Annotated in this window: 17 protein-coding genes; 8 read left to right on the forward strand and 9 right to left on the reverse strand. The window is 40.6% G+C overall.

Features of this window, described 5'->3' with window-relative positions; translation table 11 throughout:
- Window positions 1–77 precede the first annotated feature (77 nt).
- From B5G52_RS10170 to ompR, 3 genes are all read right to left on the reverse strand, one after another.
- The gene (locus B5G52_RS10170; protein WP_087532540.1) at window positions 78–353 is read right to left on the reverse strand and encodes a hypothetical protein; all 276 of its coding nucleotides are present in this window, start codon (window positions 351–353) and stop codon (window positions 78–80) included.
- A 63-nt stretch (window positions 354–416) separates the two neighbouring features.
- The gene (gene envZ / locus B5G52_RS10175; RefSeq protein ID WP_087532541.1) at window positions 417–1,715 is read right to left on the reverse strand and encodes a two-component system sensor histidine kinase EnvZ; all 1,299 of its coding nucleotides are present in this window, start codon (window positions 1,713–1,715) and stop codon (window positions 417–419) included.
- 6 nt (window positions 1,716–1,721) lie between these two features.
- Window positions 1,722–2,441: a two-component system response regulator OmpR gene (gene ompR, locus B5G52_RS10180; protein ID WP_087532542.1), complete on the reverse strand. Its 720-nt coding sequence runs from the start codon at window positions 2,439–2,441 to the stop codon at window positions 1,722–1,724.
- Window positions 2,442–2,632: 191 nt separating this feature from the next.
- Here ompR and greB point away from each other — a divergent pair, with 191 nt between their 5' ends.
- The 4 genes from greB to B5G52_RS10200 all read left to right on the forward strand — a co-directional run bounded on the left by greB (window position 2,633) and on the right by B5G52_RS10200 (window position 6,690).
- On the forward strand, window positions 2,633–3,112 hold the full coding sequence (greB, locus tag B5G52_RS10185) for a transcription elongation factor GreB (RefSeq protein ID WP_087532543.1): 480 nt from the start codon (window positions 2,633–2,635) through the stop codon (window positions 3,110–3,112).
- 144 nt (window positions 3,113–3,256) lie between these two features.
- Window positions 3,257–3,568, forward strand: coding sequence for a hypothetical protein (locus B5G52_RS10190; protein ID WP_087532544.1), 312 nt, complete (start codon window positions 3,257–3,259; stop codon window positions 3,566–3,568).
- A 49-nt stretch (window positions 3,569–3,617) separates the two neighbouring features.
- On the forward strand, window positions 3,618–4,199 hold the full coding sequence (locus B5G52_RS10195) for a CBS domain-containing protein (protein ID WP_087532545.1): 582 nt from the start codon (window positions 3,618–3,620) through the stop codon (window positions 4,197–4,199).
- Window positions 4,200–4,356: 157 nt separating this feature from the next.
- On the forward strand, window positions 4,357–6,690 hold the full coding sequence (locus B5G52_RS10200) for a Tex family protein (protein WP_087532546.1): 2,334 nt from the start codon (window positions 4,357–4,359) through the stop codon (window positions 6,688–6,690).
- A gap of 61 nt (window positions 6,691–6,751) precedes the next feature.
- Here B5G52_RS10200 and B5G52_RS10205 read toward each other — a convergent pair whose 3' ends face one another.
- The 4 genes from B5G52_RS10205 to bioH all read right to left on the reverse strand — a co-directional run bounded on the left by B5G52_RS10205 (window position 6,752) and on the right by bioH (window position 9,695).
- Window positions 6,752–7,537, reverse strand: a complete 786-nt coding sequence (locus B5G52_RS10205; RefSeq protein WP_087532547.1) for an outer membrane beta-barrel protein — start codon at window positions 7,535–7,537, stop codon at window positions 6,752–6,754.
- Between the two features lie 146 nt (window positions 7,538–7,683).
- Window positions 7,684–8,541, reverse strand: a complete 858-nt coding sequence (locus B5G52_RS10210) for a putative metalloprotease CJM1_0395 family protein (RefSeq protein ID WP_087532548.1) — start codon at window positions 8,539–8,541, stop codon at window positions 7,684–7,686.
- A gap of 6 nt (window positions 8,542–8,547) precedes the next feature.
- Entirely contained in the window at window positions 8,548–8,856 is a 309-nt protein-coding gene (locus B5G52_RS10215) for a hypothetical protein (RefSeq protein ID WP_087532549.1), read from the reverse strand.
- Between the two features lie 101 nt (window positions 8,857–8,957).
- Window positions 8,958–9,695 carry a pimeloyl-ACP methyl ester esterase BioH gene (bioH, locus tag B5G52_RS10220; RefSeq protein ID WP_087532550.1) on the reverse strand — a complete coding sequence of 246 codons (738 nt, stop codon included), beginning with the start codon at window positions 9,693–9,695 and terminating at the stop codon, window positions 8,958–8,960.
- Window positions 9,696–9,753: 58 nt separating this feature from the next.
- Here bioH and B5G52_RS10225 point away from each other — a divergent pair, with 58 nt between their 5' ends.
- Window positions 9,754–10,455 (forward strand): ComF family protein, encoded by a 702-nt coding sequence (locus B5G52_RS10225; RefSeq protein WP_087532551.1) that lies wholly within the window; start codon window positions 9,754–9,756, stop codon window positions 10,453–10,455.
- Window positions 10,456–10,457: 2 nt separating this feature from the next.
- Here B5G52_RS10225 and B5G52_RS10230 read toward each other — a convergent pair whose 3' ends face one another.
- A complete protein-coding gene (locus B5G52_RS10230; protein ID WP_087532552.1) occupies window positions 10,458–13,007 on the reverse strand; it encodes a M14 metallopeptidase family protein in 2,550 nt (849 codons plus the stop codon).
- A gap of 145 nt (window positions 13,008–13,152) precedes the next feature.
- On the opposite strand from B5G52_RS10230, the gene nfuA reads away from it, so the two are divergent.
- The gene (gene nfuA / locus B5G52_RS10235; RefSeq protein WP_087532553.1) at window positions 13,153–13,728 is read left to right on the forward strand and encodes a Fe-S biogenesis protein NfuA; all 576 of its coding nucleotides are present in this window, start codon (window positions 13,153–13,155) and stop codon (window positions 13,726–13,728) included.
- A 12-nt stretch (window positions 13,729–13,740) separates the two neighbouring features.
- On the forward strand, window positions 13,741–14,010 hold the full coding sequence (locus tag B5G52_RS10240; RefSeq protein WP_087532554.1) for a hypothetical protein: 270 nt from the start codon (window positions 13,741–13,743) through the stop codon (window positions 14,008–14,010).
- A 376-nt stretch (window positions 14,011–14,386) separates the two neighbouring features.
- Here B5G52_RS10240 and B5G52_RS10250 read toward each other — a convergent pair whose 3' ends face one another.
- Complete coding sequence (locus B5G52_RS10250) at window positions 14,387–14,854, reverse strand: hypothetical protein (protein ID WP_087532556.1); 468 nt, start codon at window positions 14,852–14,854, stop codon at window positions 14,387–14,389.
- A gap of 187 nt (window positions 14,855–15,041) precedes the next feature.
- On the opposite strand from B5G52_RS10250, the gene B5G52_RS10255 reads away from it, so the two are divergent.
- A complete protein-coding gene (locus tag B5G52_RS10255; RefSeq protein ID WP_087532557.1) occupies window positions 15,042–15,578 on the forward strand; it encodes a helix-turn-helix domain-containing protein in 537 nt (178 codons plus the stop codon).
- The last annotated feature ends 183 nt before the right edge of the window (window positions 15,579–15,761 follow it).

The following is a 15,761-nucleotide window of genomic DNA, read 5'->3' on the forward strand; positions in this document are numbered from 1 at the left end:
AAAGCGCGATCTAAATCGTGCTTTTTATTTTATTGCTACCGAAGATATAAGCTGTGTAATCTATCGCTACAGGCAACTTAAGATGATACTGCGCTACGCTCATTAACAGCCTTGGCATATTGCTTACCTAAGTAAGACCACATATAAAGTCCCCAAAATAAACCTCCAATTGGGAATAAAATAAGTGAGAGCGGTAATACACCAAAAAAACCTACGTAACCGAAAAAACCTTGTAGTAGCGAAAATAAAACAGCTGTCGAAACTCCCCAACCTAGCACACCATATACAAAGATATAATGCCACTTACCTTTATCTATTAGCCGCTTTAACTTATTAATTTTATCATCTTCCATTTGTTTATAACTCCTATACAAATACCCGATTATCTCAGGCTACTAAACATAAGTTGAAATCTCTTATTTCAAAGGGAGAAAAACCTGTGCGCTAAGCCCTCCCTCAGGGCGGTTTACTAATTTTATTTTTCCGTCGTGCATATCAATAATTCGTTTAATAATAGCTAAACCAAGCCCACTGCCTTCGCTGCCTCGGGCTGCATCACCTTGTTTAAAGGGCTCAAACACTGTTTCCAGCTCACTTTCTGGAATACCCGGGCCCTGATCATTAACCATTACAATGGCATACTTTTTATCTGGGCTTAACGCGGTTTCAACCTCTATATCGCCGTCAGAATAACGAATGGCATTCTCAATCATATTGGTTACTACGCGCTTAATTGCCACCATACTTAAAGGTACGCTATCGAGGTTTGGATTTTCAATAAAGCGAATATTACGTTGATACTTTTGTTCAGAATGCACCACTTCAGAGACAATCGCATTTAAATCTTCGAGTGCTAGCTCTTCACGTTTATGGTGGCGTAAATATTCAATAAATTGGTCGATAATGGCGTTCATGTCTTCGATATCGTAAATAATGCCTTCGCGAAGATATTCTTCTTCTGCCGACATCATTTCGGTCGCAAGGCGAATACGTGTAAGTGGTGTGCGTAAATCGTGTGACACACCAGCCATCAGTAACCGTCGGTCATTTTCAAGTGCAGCAATACCACGAGACATTTGATTGAATGCTCGTGTTACCTCTATGACTTCAGTGGAACCATGCTCTTCCAGTTTGGTAGAGAAATCCCCTACCCCAACTTTAACAGCCGCTTGCTGTAATGCTTTTAATGGCCGATTCAAATGCCGGGCAAACAGCCAACCACCTAGCACGCTTAAAAAGCCGATACTCGACAAATAGAAGGTTAGAAACTCTAAATTGTTATCTTTAAATCCTGTGAGGGGTACTTTTACCCAAAAACCCGGCGCTTGTGGGGCTTCAACCCAGTAAATCAACGGGCCTATTTGGCTAATACGCACACGGGCAGAACCATTTAATTGCTCCGACATACTGCGCGATAACATAGGATATTCACGTGTTTGGCCAAGCCCATGAGACATAGCTTGGCGTTGGGTCATTACTTCAATACCGGTAATTTCGAAAAACTTAGCAGATACTTCATCGCTAATTTCTACACCATCTTCCCAATCAATAAACACTGTTTTCACTTGTTTCGCGAGAATGAGATTTACTTGCTCAATGGTGGGCTTTACCACGTAAAGGCTAACAGTTATGTATGAAACAACTTGGTTGATCAGCAATAATGCTGCCACCAAAAACACTGTTTGGCCAAATGCACTTTTGGGAAACATACTCATAAACGGTTATTTTTCACCGTCAGGAACAAATACATAACCAAGGCCCCACACTGTCTGTATATAACGAGGGTTGGCAGCATCATCCTCAATCATACGACGCAGACGCGAAACTTGTACGTCGATGCTACGCTCTAGGGCACTGTAATCACGGCCTCGGGCTAAATTCATTAACTTATCGCGACTAAGCGGTTCACGAGGGTGAGTCACTAACGACTTTAATACCGCAAATTCCCCACTGGTCAATGACATGGTTTTATCACCTTGGGTCATTTCTCGCGTAGCAAGATTCAACGAAAACTCGCCGAATGTGATCTCGTTTTCTTCTGCAGCGGGCGCACCTGGTACTTCTTTAGAGCGGCGGCGTAAAATAGCTTTAATACGCGCCAGTAATTCTCTGGGATTAAATGGTTTAGGGATATAATCATCTGCACCGAGCTCTAAGCCAATGATGCGGTCAACTTCATCACCTTTCGCGGTCAGCATAACAATGGGGATTTCGTTTTCTTTTTGGCGTAAACGCTGGCAAATAGATAAGCCATCTTCACCTGGCAGCATTAAGTCGAGCACCATTAAATGAAAGTTTTCACGCTCTAATAACCTATCCATTTGTTCAGAGTTTGCAGCGCTGCGTACTATAAACCCCTGCTCAACCAAGTAACGCTCCAATAAGCTGCGTAATCGCATATCATCATCGACGACTAATACTTTTGTGGTTTCGTGTCCCATAACATTCATTCTTGTTGTTTTTGACTTGTTAATAGTTAATATAAATGAAAACTAAGCTAATAAAAAATGAATTGATTGATTAGATTGTTACACAACATTTCAAACACGCTAACTGGCGTGAAATCTACTCGACAAGGTAAGCGGTTTTTTATACCTTGCCACAGCATTCAACAACAGAGTAAACAGCAACAGTGAAAACGAATCTAATTACCCGCGAAGGGTATTTTCAACTACAACAAGAACACGACCACCTTTGGAATGTGAAGCGCCCAGAAGTTACTAAAATTGTTAGTTGGGCAGCCAGTTTAGGAGATCGCTCTGAGAATGCTGATTATCAGTACAATAAACGACTACTTAGACAAATAGACCGCCGTGTACGTTATTTGCGTAACCGCATGCCCGATTTGCAAATCATTGATTATTCACCGCAACAAGCAGGTAAAGTCTTCTTTGGCGCATGGGTAGAAGTCGAAAACGAGCAAGGCGAAGTACTAAAGTTTAGAATTGTCGGCCCCGATGAAATCTATGATCGTAAAGATTACATCTCGATTGACTCTCCAATGGCGCGTGCATTACTAAAAAAACAGATCGATGATGAATTTTACGTAACCACGCCGCAAGGTAAAAAAGAATGGTACGTCAATAATATTGAATATCCAGGGGCTAAGTAAATAAACAAGCGCTTAGCTAACTTTGAGCTAGGATAATTCAGATAAGGTTAATAATTGATTGTCTAATGTGTATTAGTAGACTATAAATAGTATTACTCAAGTAAAGCATTTTGCACTTGAGGTGGTAATTGAAAAGGTCGTGTTATGTCAAACTTAATACATCGCATCGTTAATAATGCCGTGTTATTTACACTCTTAATGAGTGTGAGTTTGACCGTGTTTGCCCATGACTATGATAACTCAACCGAACTTTCTACCCCAACCGCCCACTATGTTGCTTGTGATATTCCCGACCAAGCAAACCTTGACGTTGACACAGATACTCATGCCAACGCACTCTACTTTGGGGCACTTCAACCACTCCCTGAAGCCACAATTTCACACTATGTGATACCACAATTAGCGTCACTTTTTAATCGCGCTTCTGTGCGAGGGCCACCAAATTTCCTTATTTAATTTATTGCTTTAAAAAATATTAAATTTAATAACGAAAATGGTGACTACTATGGCTAATTTCAAAGAATTACGTACCCAAGATGTATCAAAAGGCGTGTTATCTCATGTGTATAGTGACACTCAGCCGCTAATTGATCTAACTTCTCCGGCTTTAAAAATGGTAAATAACTTTACCCAAAAAGACCCACTACGCGCTCATTACGACATCAGTATCATAGAGGCGCTACAACAAACCAGTAGCCAACATACTGACTTTATTTTAGTAATAGACGATAGCGAAAAGCTTATTGGTATTGTATCAAGTGCAGATTTACAAAGCTCAAAAATCATGGTGCTAGCGCAACGCTTGAATGTAAATCGCGCTGATATTAGCTTACGCCATGTAATGACACCGCTAACTCAACTAACTGGCGTCAGTATGCAAAGCTTAAGCTATGCCTGTATTGGTGATGCCTTACAAACCATGGAGCATCATGGCACGATGTTTTTGTTAGTCACGACCGCTGATAACGAAATATGCGGTTTATTATCAGCACGTGAAATTACTAAAACATTGCAAATTCCACTACATATTAGCCCAATTGCACACACGTTTAGTGAAGTATTGGAGCATGTTGAGCACCCCCATTAATATCTCTTTCCCCGCGTTGTGTCAGTGATTTTAACAAGGCCTTAAAAGCTCAGCTTTTAAGGCCTTTCCATTGCTTAGTACTGTGATATTATTCAGTTAGTCTTACTGTGCCAGTAAAGTAATACTGGCTTTATTTTTCGTTTGAAAAGGTTTATGCATGAGCACACTCTCTGCACGTTTAGCCACTGAGCTAAATGCTCAACAGCAACAAGTTGTTGCTGCAACTAAATTACTTGATGAAGGGGCGACTGTTCCCTTTATTGCTCGCTACCGTAAAGAAGTTACCGGTGGTTTAGATGACACCCAATTACGCTTATTAGAGCAGCGCTTATCTTACTTACGTGAATTAGAAGAACGTAGAACATTTATATTAGCCACGATAAAAGCGCAAGATAAACTGACGACAGCGCTTGAAGCAGACATAAATAATGCAGCGAGCAAAACAGAGCTTGAAGACTTATATCTTCCCTATAAAGCAAAGCGCCGTACAAAAGGGCAAATAGCGATTGAAGCAGGCATCGAGCCACTAGCTGATGCGCTGTTTAAAGACCCAACCCTTGACCCTGAGCAGCAAGCTAGCCAATTCATAAATACCGATGCTGGCTTTGCAGATAACAAAGCGGTTCTGGATGGTGCTAAATTTATTCTGATGGAACGCTTTGCTGAAGATGCTAAATTATTAGCTAAATTCCGCAGTCATATCAACCAACATGGTCAGATAGAAGCAAATATTATAAAAGGCCAAGAGCAAGCGGGAGCAAAGTATCGTGATTACTTTGAGCATCAAGAGCCACTGAAAAAAATACCGTCTCACCGTGCACTAGCTATGCTGCGTGCTCGCAATGAAGGTATTTTACAATTAAGTATTAACCCTGAGCCAAACGCTGAAGATCCCTCTATTGTTTGCGCCATTATGATTGCCGATCATTACCGCCTTGATATAAAAAACCAAGCTGCCAGTGCATGGTTAATGACCGTGGTACAGTGGGCGTGGAAAATAAAACTTGGCCTACACTTAGAAAACGAATTTTTAGCCGCCATGCGCGAAAAGGCCGAAACCGGTGCTATTGATGTATTTGCTAAAAACTTAAAAGATTTATTAATGGCCGCACCTGCTGGCGCACGCACCACACTTGGGCTTGATCCAGGCCTGCGTACCGGCTGTAAAATTGCCGTAGTTGATAGCACAGGAAAGTTATTAGCAACACAAACAATATTCCCACATGCGCCACAAAATCATTGGGATAAATCATTACGCACACTTGAGCAACTATGCCGTCAACATAAAGTTGAGCTCATTGCCATTGGTAACGGCACCGCATCGCGTGAGTCAGACAAACTAGTCGCTGAGCTCATCAAAGCAAACACTGAGCTAAAACTCAATAAAATCATGGTCAGCGAAGCAGGGGCATCGGTTTATTCAGCCTCTGAATTTGCCGCCAATGAATTTCCGGACTTAGACGTATCACTACGTGGAGCTGTGTCTATTGCCCGTCGCCTACAAGACCCACTTGCAGAGCTGGTTAAAATTGAGCCTAAATCAATTGGTGTAGGTCAATATCAACACGATGTGTCGCAAAGTCAGTTGGGCCAAACCCTAACTGCCGTTGTTGAAGATTGTGTAAACACCGTTGGCGTTGATTTAAATATGGCCTCAGTACCGCTGTTAACCCGTGTATCAGGGTTAAATAAAACCTTAGCGCAAAACATTGTTAACTACCGCGATGCTAATGGCTCTTTTGCTAAACGCTCAGAGCTTAAAAAAGTAGAGCGTTTAGGGCCAAAAGCGTTTGAACAAGCGGCTGGTTTCTTAAAAATAAGTAACGGTAAAGATCCGCTCGATAACTCATCTGTTCACCCTGAAGCCTACCCTGTTGTGAAGCGTATTTGTGAGCAAAATAGCTTAGACGTAAACAGCCTTATCGGTAATTCAGAGTTATTAAATAAGCTTGCTGCAAACGACTACATTGATGACAAGTTTGGTCTACCAACTGTAACCGATATTATTAGCGAGCTCGATAAACCCGGTCGCGACCCGCGCCCTGAGTTTAAAACTGCTGAGTTTAAAGCCGGAGTTGAAAAAATCTCTGACTTAAAACCCGGTATGATTTTAGAAGGCGTTGTTTCTAACGTTGCAAACTTTGGTGCCTTTGTTGATGTTGGCGTGCATCAAGATGGTTTAGTACATATTTCAGCAATTACTAATAAGTTTATTTCTGATCCGCGCGAAGTAGTTAAGGCCGGCGACATAGTTAAAGTAAAAGTCGTAGAAGTTGACGCTGCACGTAAACGTATTAGCTTTACCATGCGCTTAGACGATGACATTGACACTAGCACTAAGCCGGCACCTGCAGCTAAGCAAAAACCGCAAAATAATGCTCGTGGCAATAATCACCAGCCTCGTGCCGCTAAGCCAAAACGCGATACCGGTAATGCGATGATGGGTAATGCCTTTGCCGATGCCTTCGCCAATGCAAAAGTGAAAAAATAACGCGTAAACAACAACGCCACAAACTCGTTTGTGGCGTTTACTATTCTGCTATTTAAATTTTTTAAAAATAATAACGAAATGCTGCAGCTGCGATATCAGCGTATTCATCTGTGTAACTGTAGGAAGCAGCAAACGTTATTTTATTAGTGATTGCGTAATTTATACCCACTTTTAACAGAAGATTATTTTCACTTTCAGCATCATGCAAACCTACATAACCAGCTCCTGCACCATGTAAACGCTTATAACCAACGCCTGCATTTACTTCAAACTGTTTGGTCAATAAATGTCGAATTTGTGCAGTTACTTCGAAGGAGTCAACTGTTTCTGATCTTTCATAGTTTGTTTTTGAAACATCGAAAACATTACCATCAGATTCAAGTCTATGTGCAAGTGTTTCCTCAGTTTTAACCTTACTTTTCCCATATTTCAGGGCATAGTCAACAGAAGTTTCTCTTGAAAAATGTTGAATGTATCCAAAGCCAACATTATAACGAGTTAAACTCATATCCGTTGTTTCATGATAAGAATTTGTCATGCTAGACGGATAAGTGCCATCTGGTAGAGGAGCAAATGATGTAAATGTTGTAGTGCTAGAATAATCAACACGGCTTTGAGAATACGAGCCTGTAGCGTACCAATTTTCAAAAAGTTGTTTGCTAAGATTAATAACGTATCCATCGTAGCCAGAATATCTTGGGCTGTCAGGGTCCGTTTTATCATTGCTTTTAATGTCAGTTTTGGCATAGCCAACTTCAGCATAATCGTAGCTTAAAAGTGATGTTTGATTTGCTGCGGCAGTAATTGAGAAAAGAGATAAAGCGCCTGCGATTACTGCATATTTCATTTAATTGTCTTCCTTAATAAAAATTGCAGGAAAAGTAACAATTAGAAATGTTCTTAACAACATAAAAAGCAATATAGTGTAAACAAACGTGAAATTATTTTAATTGAGAGTCTTATTTAATAGGCAATAGAAATTTACGGCTTAAACTAAATGGTGGCCGAAAACCCTGCCTGTCCATAAGGAGATGTAGCAGCTTGGTAGAATTGAGCTATACGCCCTGCTCGTGCGTCAACATCGGCGTCACGCTTAGCTGTAGCGGTTTCTGAGCTTGAGATAGGTGCAGCTTGTTCATTGTCATCATTTACTTTAAAAGTCTCACCGCTGTCTTTTGCGCTTTCATCGTCATTTTCAGGCGTCGTTAACTCTGCTTGCGCCGCTGCAAGTTTTTGTGTGGCATCTGCTGCGATAGCTCTATCTGCACCAGAGGGTTCTGCAGGGGCAAGTGCAGCAGCACGTACTGTTTGCATTTTTTCAATCGTAGCTTGTGGGTCCCCTTCGATTTCAGCAACATCTATTTGAACCTCGCCACCCACCGCGTAATTCTGCCCATCGGGACCGCGTTGATATTCGTAGCTAGGGGAGCCAGCATATTGGCCTCCTACAGATGCATGAGCTTGCTCGTGAACGCGTACTTCAGTGTCCCGTGCTTTTAGCTCTGTTATCTGTGCTGCATCTAACTCTTCTTGTTCTGCAACTTGTTGCTCTTTTTTAGCTTCTTTTTGTTGCTCTTCACTTTGTTGTTCAGGGTTTTGCTCCCCCTGCTCACGCTCTTGAACAACTGTTTCGTCAGCAACTTTACCTTTAGAGTCGTAAGTAACGCTTTCATGTGTAGCTGGTTGTTTGGCCTTGTCATTATCACCAAGCGCTTTATTTTCAGCATTGCTTGGTTTTGTGGCCGCAGGAGGCGGGATAACTTCACGTAGCTGGTTGTCACGCCGAGCCGTTTCCGTATAAACATTTGCGGTGTTTATATTTACATTTGGAAATGGCGTGACGATATTCATGCTTAATTAAACTCGCACATCAATTAAAGTACCTAGTACTTCGTCAGCTGTTTGGATAGATTGCGTATTCGCTTTAGCGTTAAACTCTTCAACTTTTAAGTTGACCAAAGCCTCATCGATTCGAGCAGGCTGTGATACTGGCGCAGTCACGGCTTCTTCAGGGCGGGCAGCTTGTAATTGACGCTGCTGCGCGAGTTGCGCATCATCTTGCTGATCAATACTGGCACGATTTATCTCCGCACTCGCCTTTTCAATACCTTGGCTGGCACGGTTAAACCCTTCTACTCCATTGTTAAATACAGATCCGATTGGCATATTACACCTCCACCAATATTAAATTACTTTAATTATCGCTCATAAAACAAACAAAATAAAGTGTAAACCCCTTATATTTACTGGCTTCAGACAGCAATATTTTAAAGCATTGATTTAATAGCAGATAAGAATTGATCTTTATGAGAGATAAAGGGGGCGTGAGATGATTTATCGATAACTTCGTATTCAAAGTCACTATTCAACGCTTTTATTTTACTAATCGCTCGATAAGGGACTAGAGCATCTAGGCGACCAAATACACCGAATATTGGCACGTTACATGTAGCTAGAAGGTCACGTAAATCTTGTTGCTGTAAAATCTCAAGCCCTGCTGTCAGTGCCTCGTTTTTAGGAGCTGAAAACTCATTTAATAATTGTTTTAATTGCTTTATATCGTCGCGGGCACTGTTACTGCCCATTGCCTGAATTGCTAAAAATCGCTCAATTGTTTTCTCGCGATGTATGACTAATTGCTCTTTAAATGCATTAAGCACATCAGGTTTTATACCTGGCCACTCAGGTTGTTCAGCAAAAAAAGGCGTTGATGCCACCAAGATGACTTTAGCTACTTTTTCTGGCCAATGCTTAGCGATATACAGTGCAAATAAACCGCCCAATGACCAGCCCATTAGGATTGATTTCGGCTGTAACTGCTCACTTAGTTGCTTTGCGGCATCATGCAAATTATAAGGTTGAGGACATTGTTGGGTATTGCCATAACCAGGCAGGTCTAAACACTTTACAGTACCGCTATGTAGGAACTCTAATTCAGGTAAAATCACCTGCCACACGCCTTGATTCATACCCCAGCCATGTAATAGCACTAACTCATTTTGCATTTTTACCAACCTTCATCCAAACTTAGCGCTCATAATAGCGTTTAAGGGAATGAATGCAATGACTAGCTTAAGTGAATGTACCAGTGCGGCTTTTGACTGGTTTTTCCCATCATTTTGCACGCAATGTCAAACCCCAATAAAAGCAAGCCAAGGTATTTGTGACTGTTGCCTCAACGACTTACCTTTATTGGATTTAACAGCACAAGCTAACTTACTTTATCGTCCCGATATTGCGGAGTTTTTTCCAGACTGCCAATTTGACCATCTTATTGCATGTGCCTGGTATAGAGCGCCTTTTGATCACTGGCTTAGCCAACTTAAATTTAGTAATCAAATTTTTTATAAAAAAGCGCTGCAACAGGTTATAAAGCAACAATTAGCAAACAGTAAAGCATGCTGTGAACAATGGCCTGAACTGTTCATTATTTTGCCTTTGCACAACGAGCGATTTTTACAACGTGGCTACAACCAGGTAGCCCAAACTTGGGGCGCATGCTTACCTGCAAATACTCTAACCTTAAGTTGCTTAAAAAGAGATAAAAAAACCAAAGCACAGTCAACTCTCAGCAAAGCTAAAAGAGTTAAAAACGTGCAAGGAGCATTTGTATGTCATGAGGACTTAAGTGGAAGAACAGTTGCTATTGTTGATGATGTAATGACTACTGGTGCAACACTCAATGCTGCAACAGTAGCTTTAAAAGAAGCTGGCGCTGAACAGGTATGGGCTTTTGTTACCTGTTTAACGCCGTTAGGACGATAATTTTATTCGCTATTAGCTCTAAAAGTATGACCAAAAAATAACGCATTACTTAACAAACGACTAGTACCGTACCAGTAACCTCTAAATACAGGGTTGTCTGTCATGCCAATTACATTACCGCGTCCATAAGAGTGAGCAACTAGCCCTGCAGCGCCCGCTACTTGTTCGACGTTCACATCATCTGTAAATCCTGCTAATAACGGCTTTTGAGTATATTGCAGTACATTCACAAATGGGGCTGATGAAGTTTCTAATAACCAAGTGCTGTTTTTAAACACGGGTAGTGTATTGCGCTCTAACGAATAAGTAAGTGGGTGTGTTAAGTCAACACTAGTATTAAAAATTGCCCCAGCAATACGTTGTCTACCTGCTAGGTGGTCTTTATCACCATAGTTTAAGCCACCAGTATTAAAAGCACTTGCAACATCTTGACGTGATAAATAACCCGTTTTTAATAATTGTTGGTCAACTAAAAACTTAGCGCCCCCTTTGTGGCCCCAAATAACTCCGCCTTTGCGGACCCACGTTTTAATAGCAACTTTATCAGCATCGCTCAAACTGTTGTAGTTACCATTTGCCAGTACAATATGACTATAGTCACTAAGCTCTAATCGCCCTAAGCGCTGCATTTCAACAATTGTAGGCGCAACACCTACAAAGCGGTCAAGGTAATACCACACTTCACCTACTTCGTATTGGCTAGTACCTTGTCCACCAATCAATAACACTTTGGGTGCTTTAACAACCGCCAATGAGCGCGAGCCTAAATCGGCACCTTTTGCTGTTAAGCCCGATGTAATAGGTGTAATTTCAATGCCAAATTCATTTTGCGCTGCGCTTAATAATTCAACCCAATTATCTTGATCTTGAATCCCTGCTGGAACAATAATACTACCCGCTGCAAAGTCGACACTTTTTGCTACTGATTTGGCCGAGAGCGGACTAAGTGCAACTCGTGCTTTAACGCCTTGGCTAAGCAGTTTATTCAGCATTTTTGGTGCTAAATAATTATCCCATTTGAAACCAAATGCATATTGATTGGATAAAGCCTTAAAGCTAGGCTTTTCAATTTTTTGCCATGGGTTATCACTAACATCAAGTCCCCAACCACTTTTTACTGAGGCAAAATCAAGATTAAAAGCATGCGCTAGCGTCCAGCCTGATACGTCGTAAAAGGTATTATCAACAAAGCGTTTTTGTTCACTAAACACTGCTTTAACTAGACGAAACTGTGGCTGCGCTAATGGCACAAAATAGCTCCCCTCAGAAAAACGTTTACCGTCAGCTTTTAACTCTTTGTTTAGTGGATAAGCCTCTATTTGATGCTGTTTTAATAAATCTAAAAATAACCCTAAACGAGCCGAATCGTTACCTGCTTGAACCACATAGCCTTTAAAATCTTCTTCGTTTGCAAGCTCCACTGCTTGGTTATAAAATTTTGCCTGATAATCTAATAAGGCTTGGCGATTGTCTATCGCAGCCTGAAATGTAGACATACTGGTTAGCAACTGGTTTTTGATTGTAAAAGGAAAAGTTAAAGTGCCGTTTTGAGTTTCTTGTACATGACCACGCGAGCTTGCTTGTTCAAATAAAATACCCACGCCACCATTTACGTCAGGGTAAGTAGAGCCTTTACCATAATAGAAATCATCAAAGCTTTCTTCAGTGAAGTACAATGCATTGTTTTCGTCTAAGGTTTTTGCGTGATAGTTAGCAATTGCTTTAGTCAGACTAACGTTTTCATCAGGAGTTATAGGGTGCTTACGTGTTGGAATACCCGGTTGGAAAAAATAAGTGCTATTTGGGCCCATCTCGTGGAAGTCTGTTAAAACATTAGGCTTCCAATGATGAAACTTAGCAATACGTGCTCGTGACTCAGGGTGCTGTAACAACAACCAGTCACGATTTAAATCAAACCAATAATGGTTCGTTCTGCTACTTGGCCAGCTTTCAACATGCTCACGAGTTTGTGGGTCAGATGATAAGTTCATGCCGCGGTTGCTGTTTGCCCAATTAGCAAAACGCGCTAGACCATCCGGATTCAATGATGGATCAAGTAAGATGACGGTATTGTTTAATAACGTTTCAACTTCTCTTCCTTGCGCCGCAGCTAAGTAGTAAGCAACTAACAGCGCTGTGTTACTGCCTGATGATTCATTGCCATGAACACTGTAACCCATCCATACCACTGCTGGTTGGTCTGCTTTTTTAGCGTTTTTATCTGCCAGGCGCGCTAAGTGAGCTTGGCGTGTTTGCTCAACATTCGCTAACTTATCAGCGGCAGTAATTGTTAGCATCACAAGCGGGCGCTGTTCATGTGTACGCCCAATCACTTCAAAGTTTATACGATCGCTTTTTTCTGCCAATATTTCCATATAACGAACTAGCTGGTCGTGACGCACATGCCACTCGCCCACTTCATACCCTAATACTTCCTCTGGAGTAGGGATTGCTGGGTTAAATTTTACGTCGTCTTCAAAATAATACGACAGTGGCTGAGCCAAACTTGAAAAGCTCAAAAATAGTGTAAAGATTGTTATTATCAAACGCATATAAAACACTCATAAAATGATCAATGTTTGCACGCTAACATTGCTTAAATTAGATGCCAACTTTTTACGCTCAACACTGGCGACAACGCGATGAGCGGAGTATGATACTCAGTATCCGAGTAATTTAGTCAAGTATAGTTGTTTTATGATTTCTATTTCCGAAACCGCACAATCACATTTTGCAAAATTATTAGCTGACCAAGCTGAAAAAACAAATATCCGTGTATTTGTTGTTAACCCAGGCACATCACAAGCGGAATGTGGTGTTTCTTACTGCCCAGAAGATGCAGTAGAAGAAAGCGATATTCGCCTTCCTTTTAATGGTTTTGATGCCGTAGTTGACGTTGAAAGTGCACCATTTTTAGAAGAAGCAGAAATTGATTTTGTTACTGATAAAATGGGCACACAGTTAACACTTAAAGCGCCTAATGCTAAAGCTCGTAAGATTGGTGATGATGCCAGCCTTAACGAACGCATTCAGCATATGTTAGAAACTGAAGTAAACCCGCAGCTGGCTAACCATGGTGGCCAAGTAAGCCTCGTTGAAGTAACAGCCGAAGGCATTGCTGTACTTCAGTTTGGTGGTGGCTGTAATGGTTGCTCTATGATCGATGTCACGCTAAAAGAAGGCATTGAAAAAGAGATGATTGCTAAGTTTGATGAAATTTCAGGGGTAGCAGACATAACTGATCACCAAGCTGGCGATCACTCTTACTATTAATAGTAAGCAGTTATGATAAAGCCGCTTATATACCGCTTAGGCTCTAACCCTAAGCTCAGCTTAAAGCGCTTTCTACGCGGCTTAGCACTATTTGTGCTGGCCGTGATATTTATAGCTCTGGGTTATTATAGTCATTATAGTCTGCAAGTTATCGGTTTAGTTATTCTCGTTGTGGCACTTAGTCTTGCTGCTTGGGGTTACTTAGGTATTTTTGCCAACCGCTTCTCACAAGTTTTAAATAAAACCACGCCAGAACAAGATGACCCGGATCTTTGGAAGTAGTCTTACTTTTCAAACTTTCAATGTCTTCTAAATCAGTTCTAAAATTGTAAACACAGCTTTTTCAGCAGCAATGTAACCAGTGTATATTCATTTGTGATCATGCAGTTGCGATTGTTTCTTTCAACCCAAGCTAATGCCGCTTGCGCAAACTCACAGTTGTCAGCCATTGATTGTTGCACTGCTTGAACGAGTTTCACAACTTGTAAAAAAGATGGCTTATATTCTGTTAGCCTAAGGCTTAAAAGGTAATTTTGAACTGGGCACATAATGTTGTTGATTAGTGAGAAAAACACATCATACAAGCTCAAGCTAAGTTGAGGTAAAGGGGTTTTTAAGCTACACCCCCATTTATTTAAAAAACAATCACTTTTATAATTTAGTTCTGCAAACTCGCTAAGCCAAGCTCCTCAGATGTGAACCGATTTCCCGTTAATTTTATTAACCAAGTACTACCTGAAAAGTTGCGGCTAAAGTACACCGTCTGTCCACTTGGTATATGTGGCATAAACGACGTTATCGATTGCCACTTCCCATCTGTTTTGTCCTTTAACTTCATCGCCGCATTGAAAAAGGTACCATCTTTATTTGTCTTTACTTCAAGTGCGGTTAAACGGTTTTCATCCCCAATTTCAATTAATGCGCTTTCACCCAATAAAGCTAATAAAGCGGGCTGATGAATAGGAGTTAATAGCTTTAAAGTTTCAGCTACTTTGCTATCAATTGTTATTTCGTTTTTTAACTTATAAATATCAGCTTTAACGGCAAAAACAGGTTCGGCATTAGTTTGATAACTTACTAATAATAAAGCCATGAAGCTAAGTAATAAATAGACGTGTTTTTTCATAATACAATATATCCTTTCGTTAGTTTGATAATGCTAGCATAATTTAAAATACCCTATAAAAAACGCTAATCCATTAATATTCATAGTATTCTTTTATTCATAGATATGAATATTGGTGATCCCTCTATATCTAGATTAGCTAATTGGAGATAATAAAGCGTCAACAATAAATAAAAGAATATTAGATATGCAATCTTTAGGGGTAGAATTAAAACGTCTTCGAGCAAACAGAAAGTGGACCCAAGCGTTTGCTGCTCGTGAGATAGGTATTCAACAGTCATATTTATCAAAGCTAGAAAATGGACAATTTATCCCCTCTTCTGAAGTGATTGAAAAACTGAAAGTATGTTATAGCGAGGCGTGTTTTGATCACTGCTTACCTTCGACACCATCAACAAAAGCACCTCTAAAAATACTGCCGATTTTAAGTTTTATATTGTTATTAATTAGCCTCACTGTTTGGCTATGTGCAACTTATGAAATTTTTTATCCGGAAACCTACTTTACTTATCAGGCAAAACAAGGTGATTTTTTAGCGTTTAATATTAGTCAGCAATATCAAGGGGAGCGATTTATTGAAGGAGACGTTACTTATCAAATTGTAGGCGAAAGAAAGGTAAGTAGGATCGAAAACCGCTTTCTAATTGTAAGTTCCGCAGTATGCATATTAATATCTATTGGTGCTGCCCTCTTTTCACAAAGGTATAACTTTCGTAAATTATAAATCCGATATTTAGTTGTTACTTAGCTCTAAGTATATTATTTCAGCGCGTTTATTGTGCCCTTTTCTCTTAAGTTACCTACTCTTACGTATTTTCGGCGTTCTTTTCTCCTCGGGTTTCGTAATACTCAACCCAAGCTACGGGGTTCTTTACAAACAAAAAGCCCCGGCTAATGCCAGGGCTTT

This window comes from Pseudoalteromonas sp. A601 (assembly GCF_002165575.1).
In the GTDB taxonomy this organism is placed as follows: Bacteria; Pseudomonadota; Gammaproteobacteria; order Enterobacterales; family Alteromonadaceae; genus Pseudoalteromonas.

Bases quoted from the DNA above. Each gene is read 5' to 3' on its own strand.
- B5G52_RS10170 (WP_087532540.1), bottom strand. From the start codon at position 353: ATGGAAGATGATAAAATTAATAAGTTAAAGCGGCTAATAGATAAAGGT.
- envZ (WP_087532541.1), bottom strand. From the start codon at position 1,715: ATGAGTATGTTTCCCAAAAGTGCATTTGGCCAAACAGTGTTTTTGGTG.
- ompR (WP_087532542.1), bottom strand. From the start codon at position 2,441: ATGGGACACGAAACCACAAAAGTATTAGTCGTCGATGATGATATGCGA.
- B5G52_RS10190 (WP_087532544.1), top strand. From the start codon at position 3,257: ATGTCAAACTTAATACATCGCATCGTTAATAATGCCGTGTTATTTACA.
- B5G52_RS10195 (WP_087532545.1), top strand. From the start codon at position 3,618: ATGGCTAATTTCAAAGAATTACGTACCCAAGATGTATCAAAAGGCGTG.
- B5G52_RS10200 (WP_087532546.1), top strand. From the start codon at position 4,357: ATGAGCACACTCTCTGCACGTTTAGCCACTGAGCTAAATGCTCAACAG.
- B5G52_RS10205 (WP_087532547.1), bottom strand. From the start codon at position 7,537: ATGAAATATGCAGTAATCGCAGGCGCTTTATCTCTTTTCTCAATTACT.
- B5G52_RS10210 (WP_087532548.1), bottom strand. From the start codon at position 8,541: ATGAATATCGTCACGCCATTTCCAAATGTAAATATAAACACCGCAAAT.
- B5G52_RS10215 (WP_087532549.1), bottom strand. From the start codon at position 8,856: ATGCCAATCGGATCTGTATTTAACAATGGAGTAGAAGGGTTTAACCGT.
- bioH (WP_087532550.1), bottom strand. From the start codon at position 9,695: ATGCAAAATGAGTTAGTGCTATTACATGGCTGGGGTATGAATCAAGGC.
- B5G52_RS10225 (WP_087532551.1), top strand. From the start codon at position 9,754: ATGACTAGCTTAAGTGAATGTACCAGTGCGGCTTTTGACTGGTTTTTC.
- B5G52_RS10230 (WP_087532552.1), bottom strand. From the start codon at position 13,007: ATGCGTTTGATAATAACAATCTTTACACTATTTTTGAGCTTTTCAAGT.
- nfuA (WP_087532553.1), top strand. From the start codon at position 13,153: ATGATTTCTATTTCCGAAACCGCACAATCACATTTTGCAAAATTATTA.
- B5G52_RS10240 (WP_087532554.1), top strand. From the start codon at position 13,741: ATGATAAAGCCGCTTATATACCGCTTAGGCTCTAACCCTAAGCTCAGC.
- B5G52_RS10250 (WP_087532556.1), bottom strand. From the start codon at position 14,854: ATGAAAAAACACGTCTATTTATTACTTAGCTTCATGGCTTTATTATTA.
- B5G52_RS10255 (WP_087532557.1), top strand. From the start codon at position 15,042: ATGCAATCTTTAGGGGTAGAATTAAAACGTCTTCGAGCAAACAGAAAG.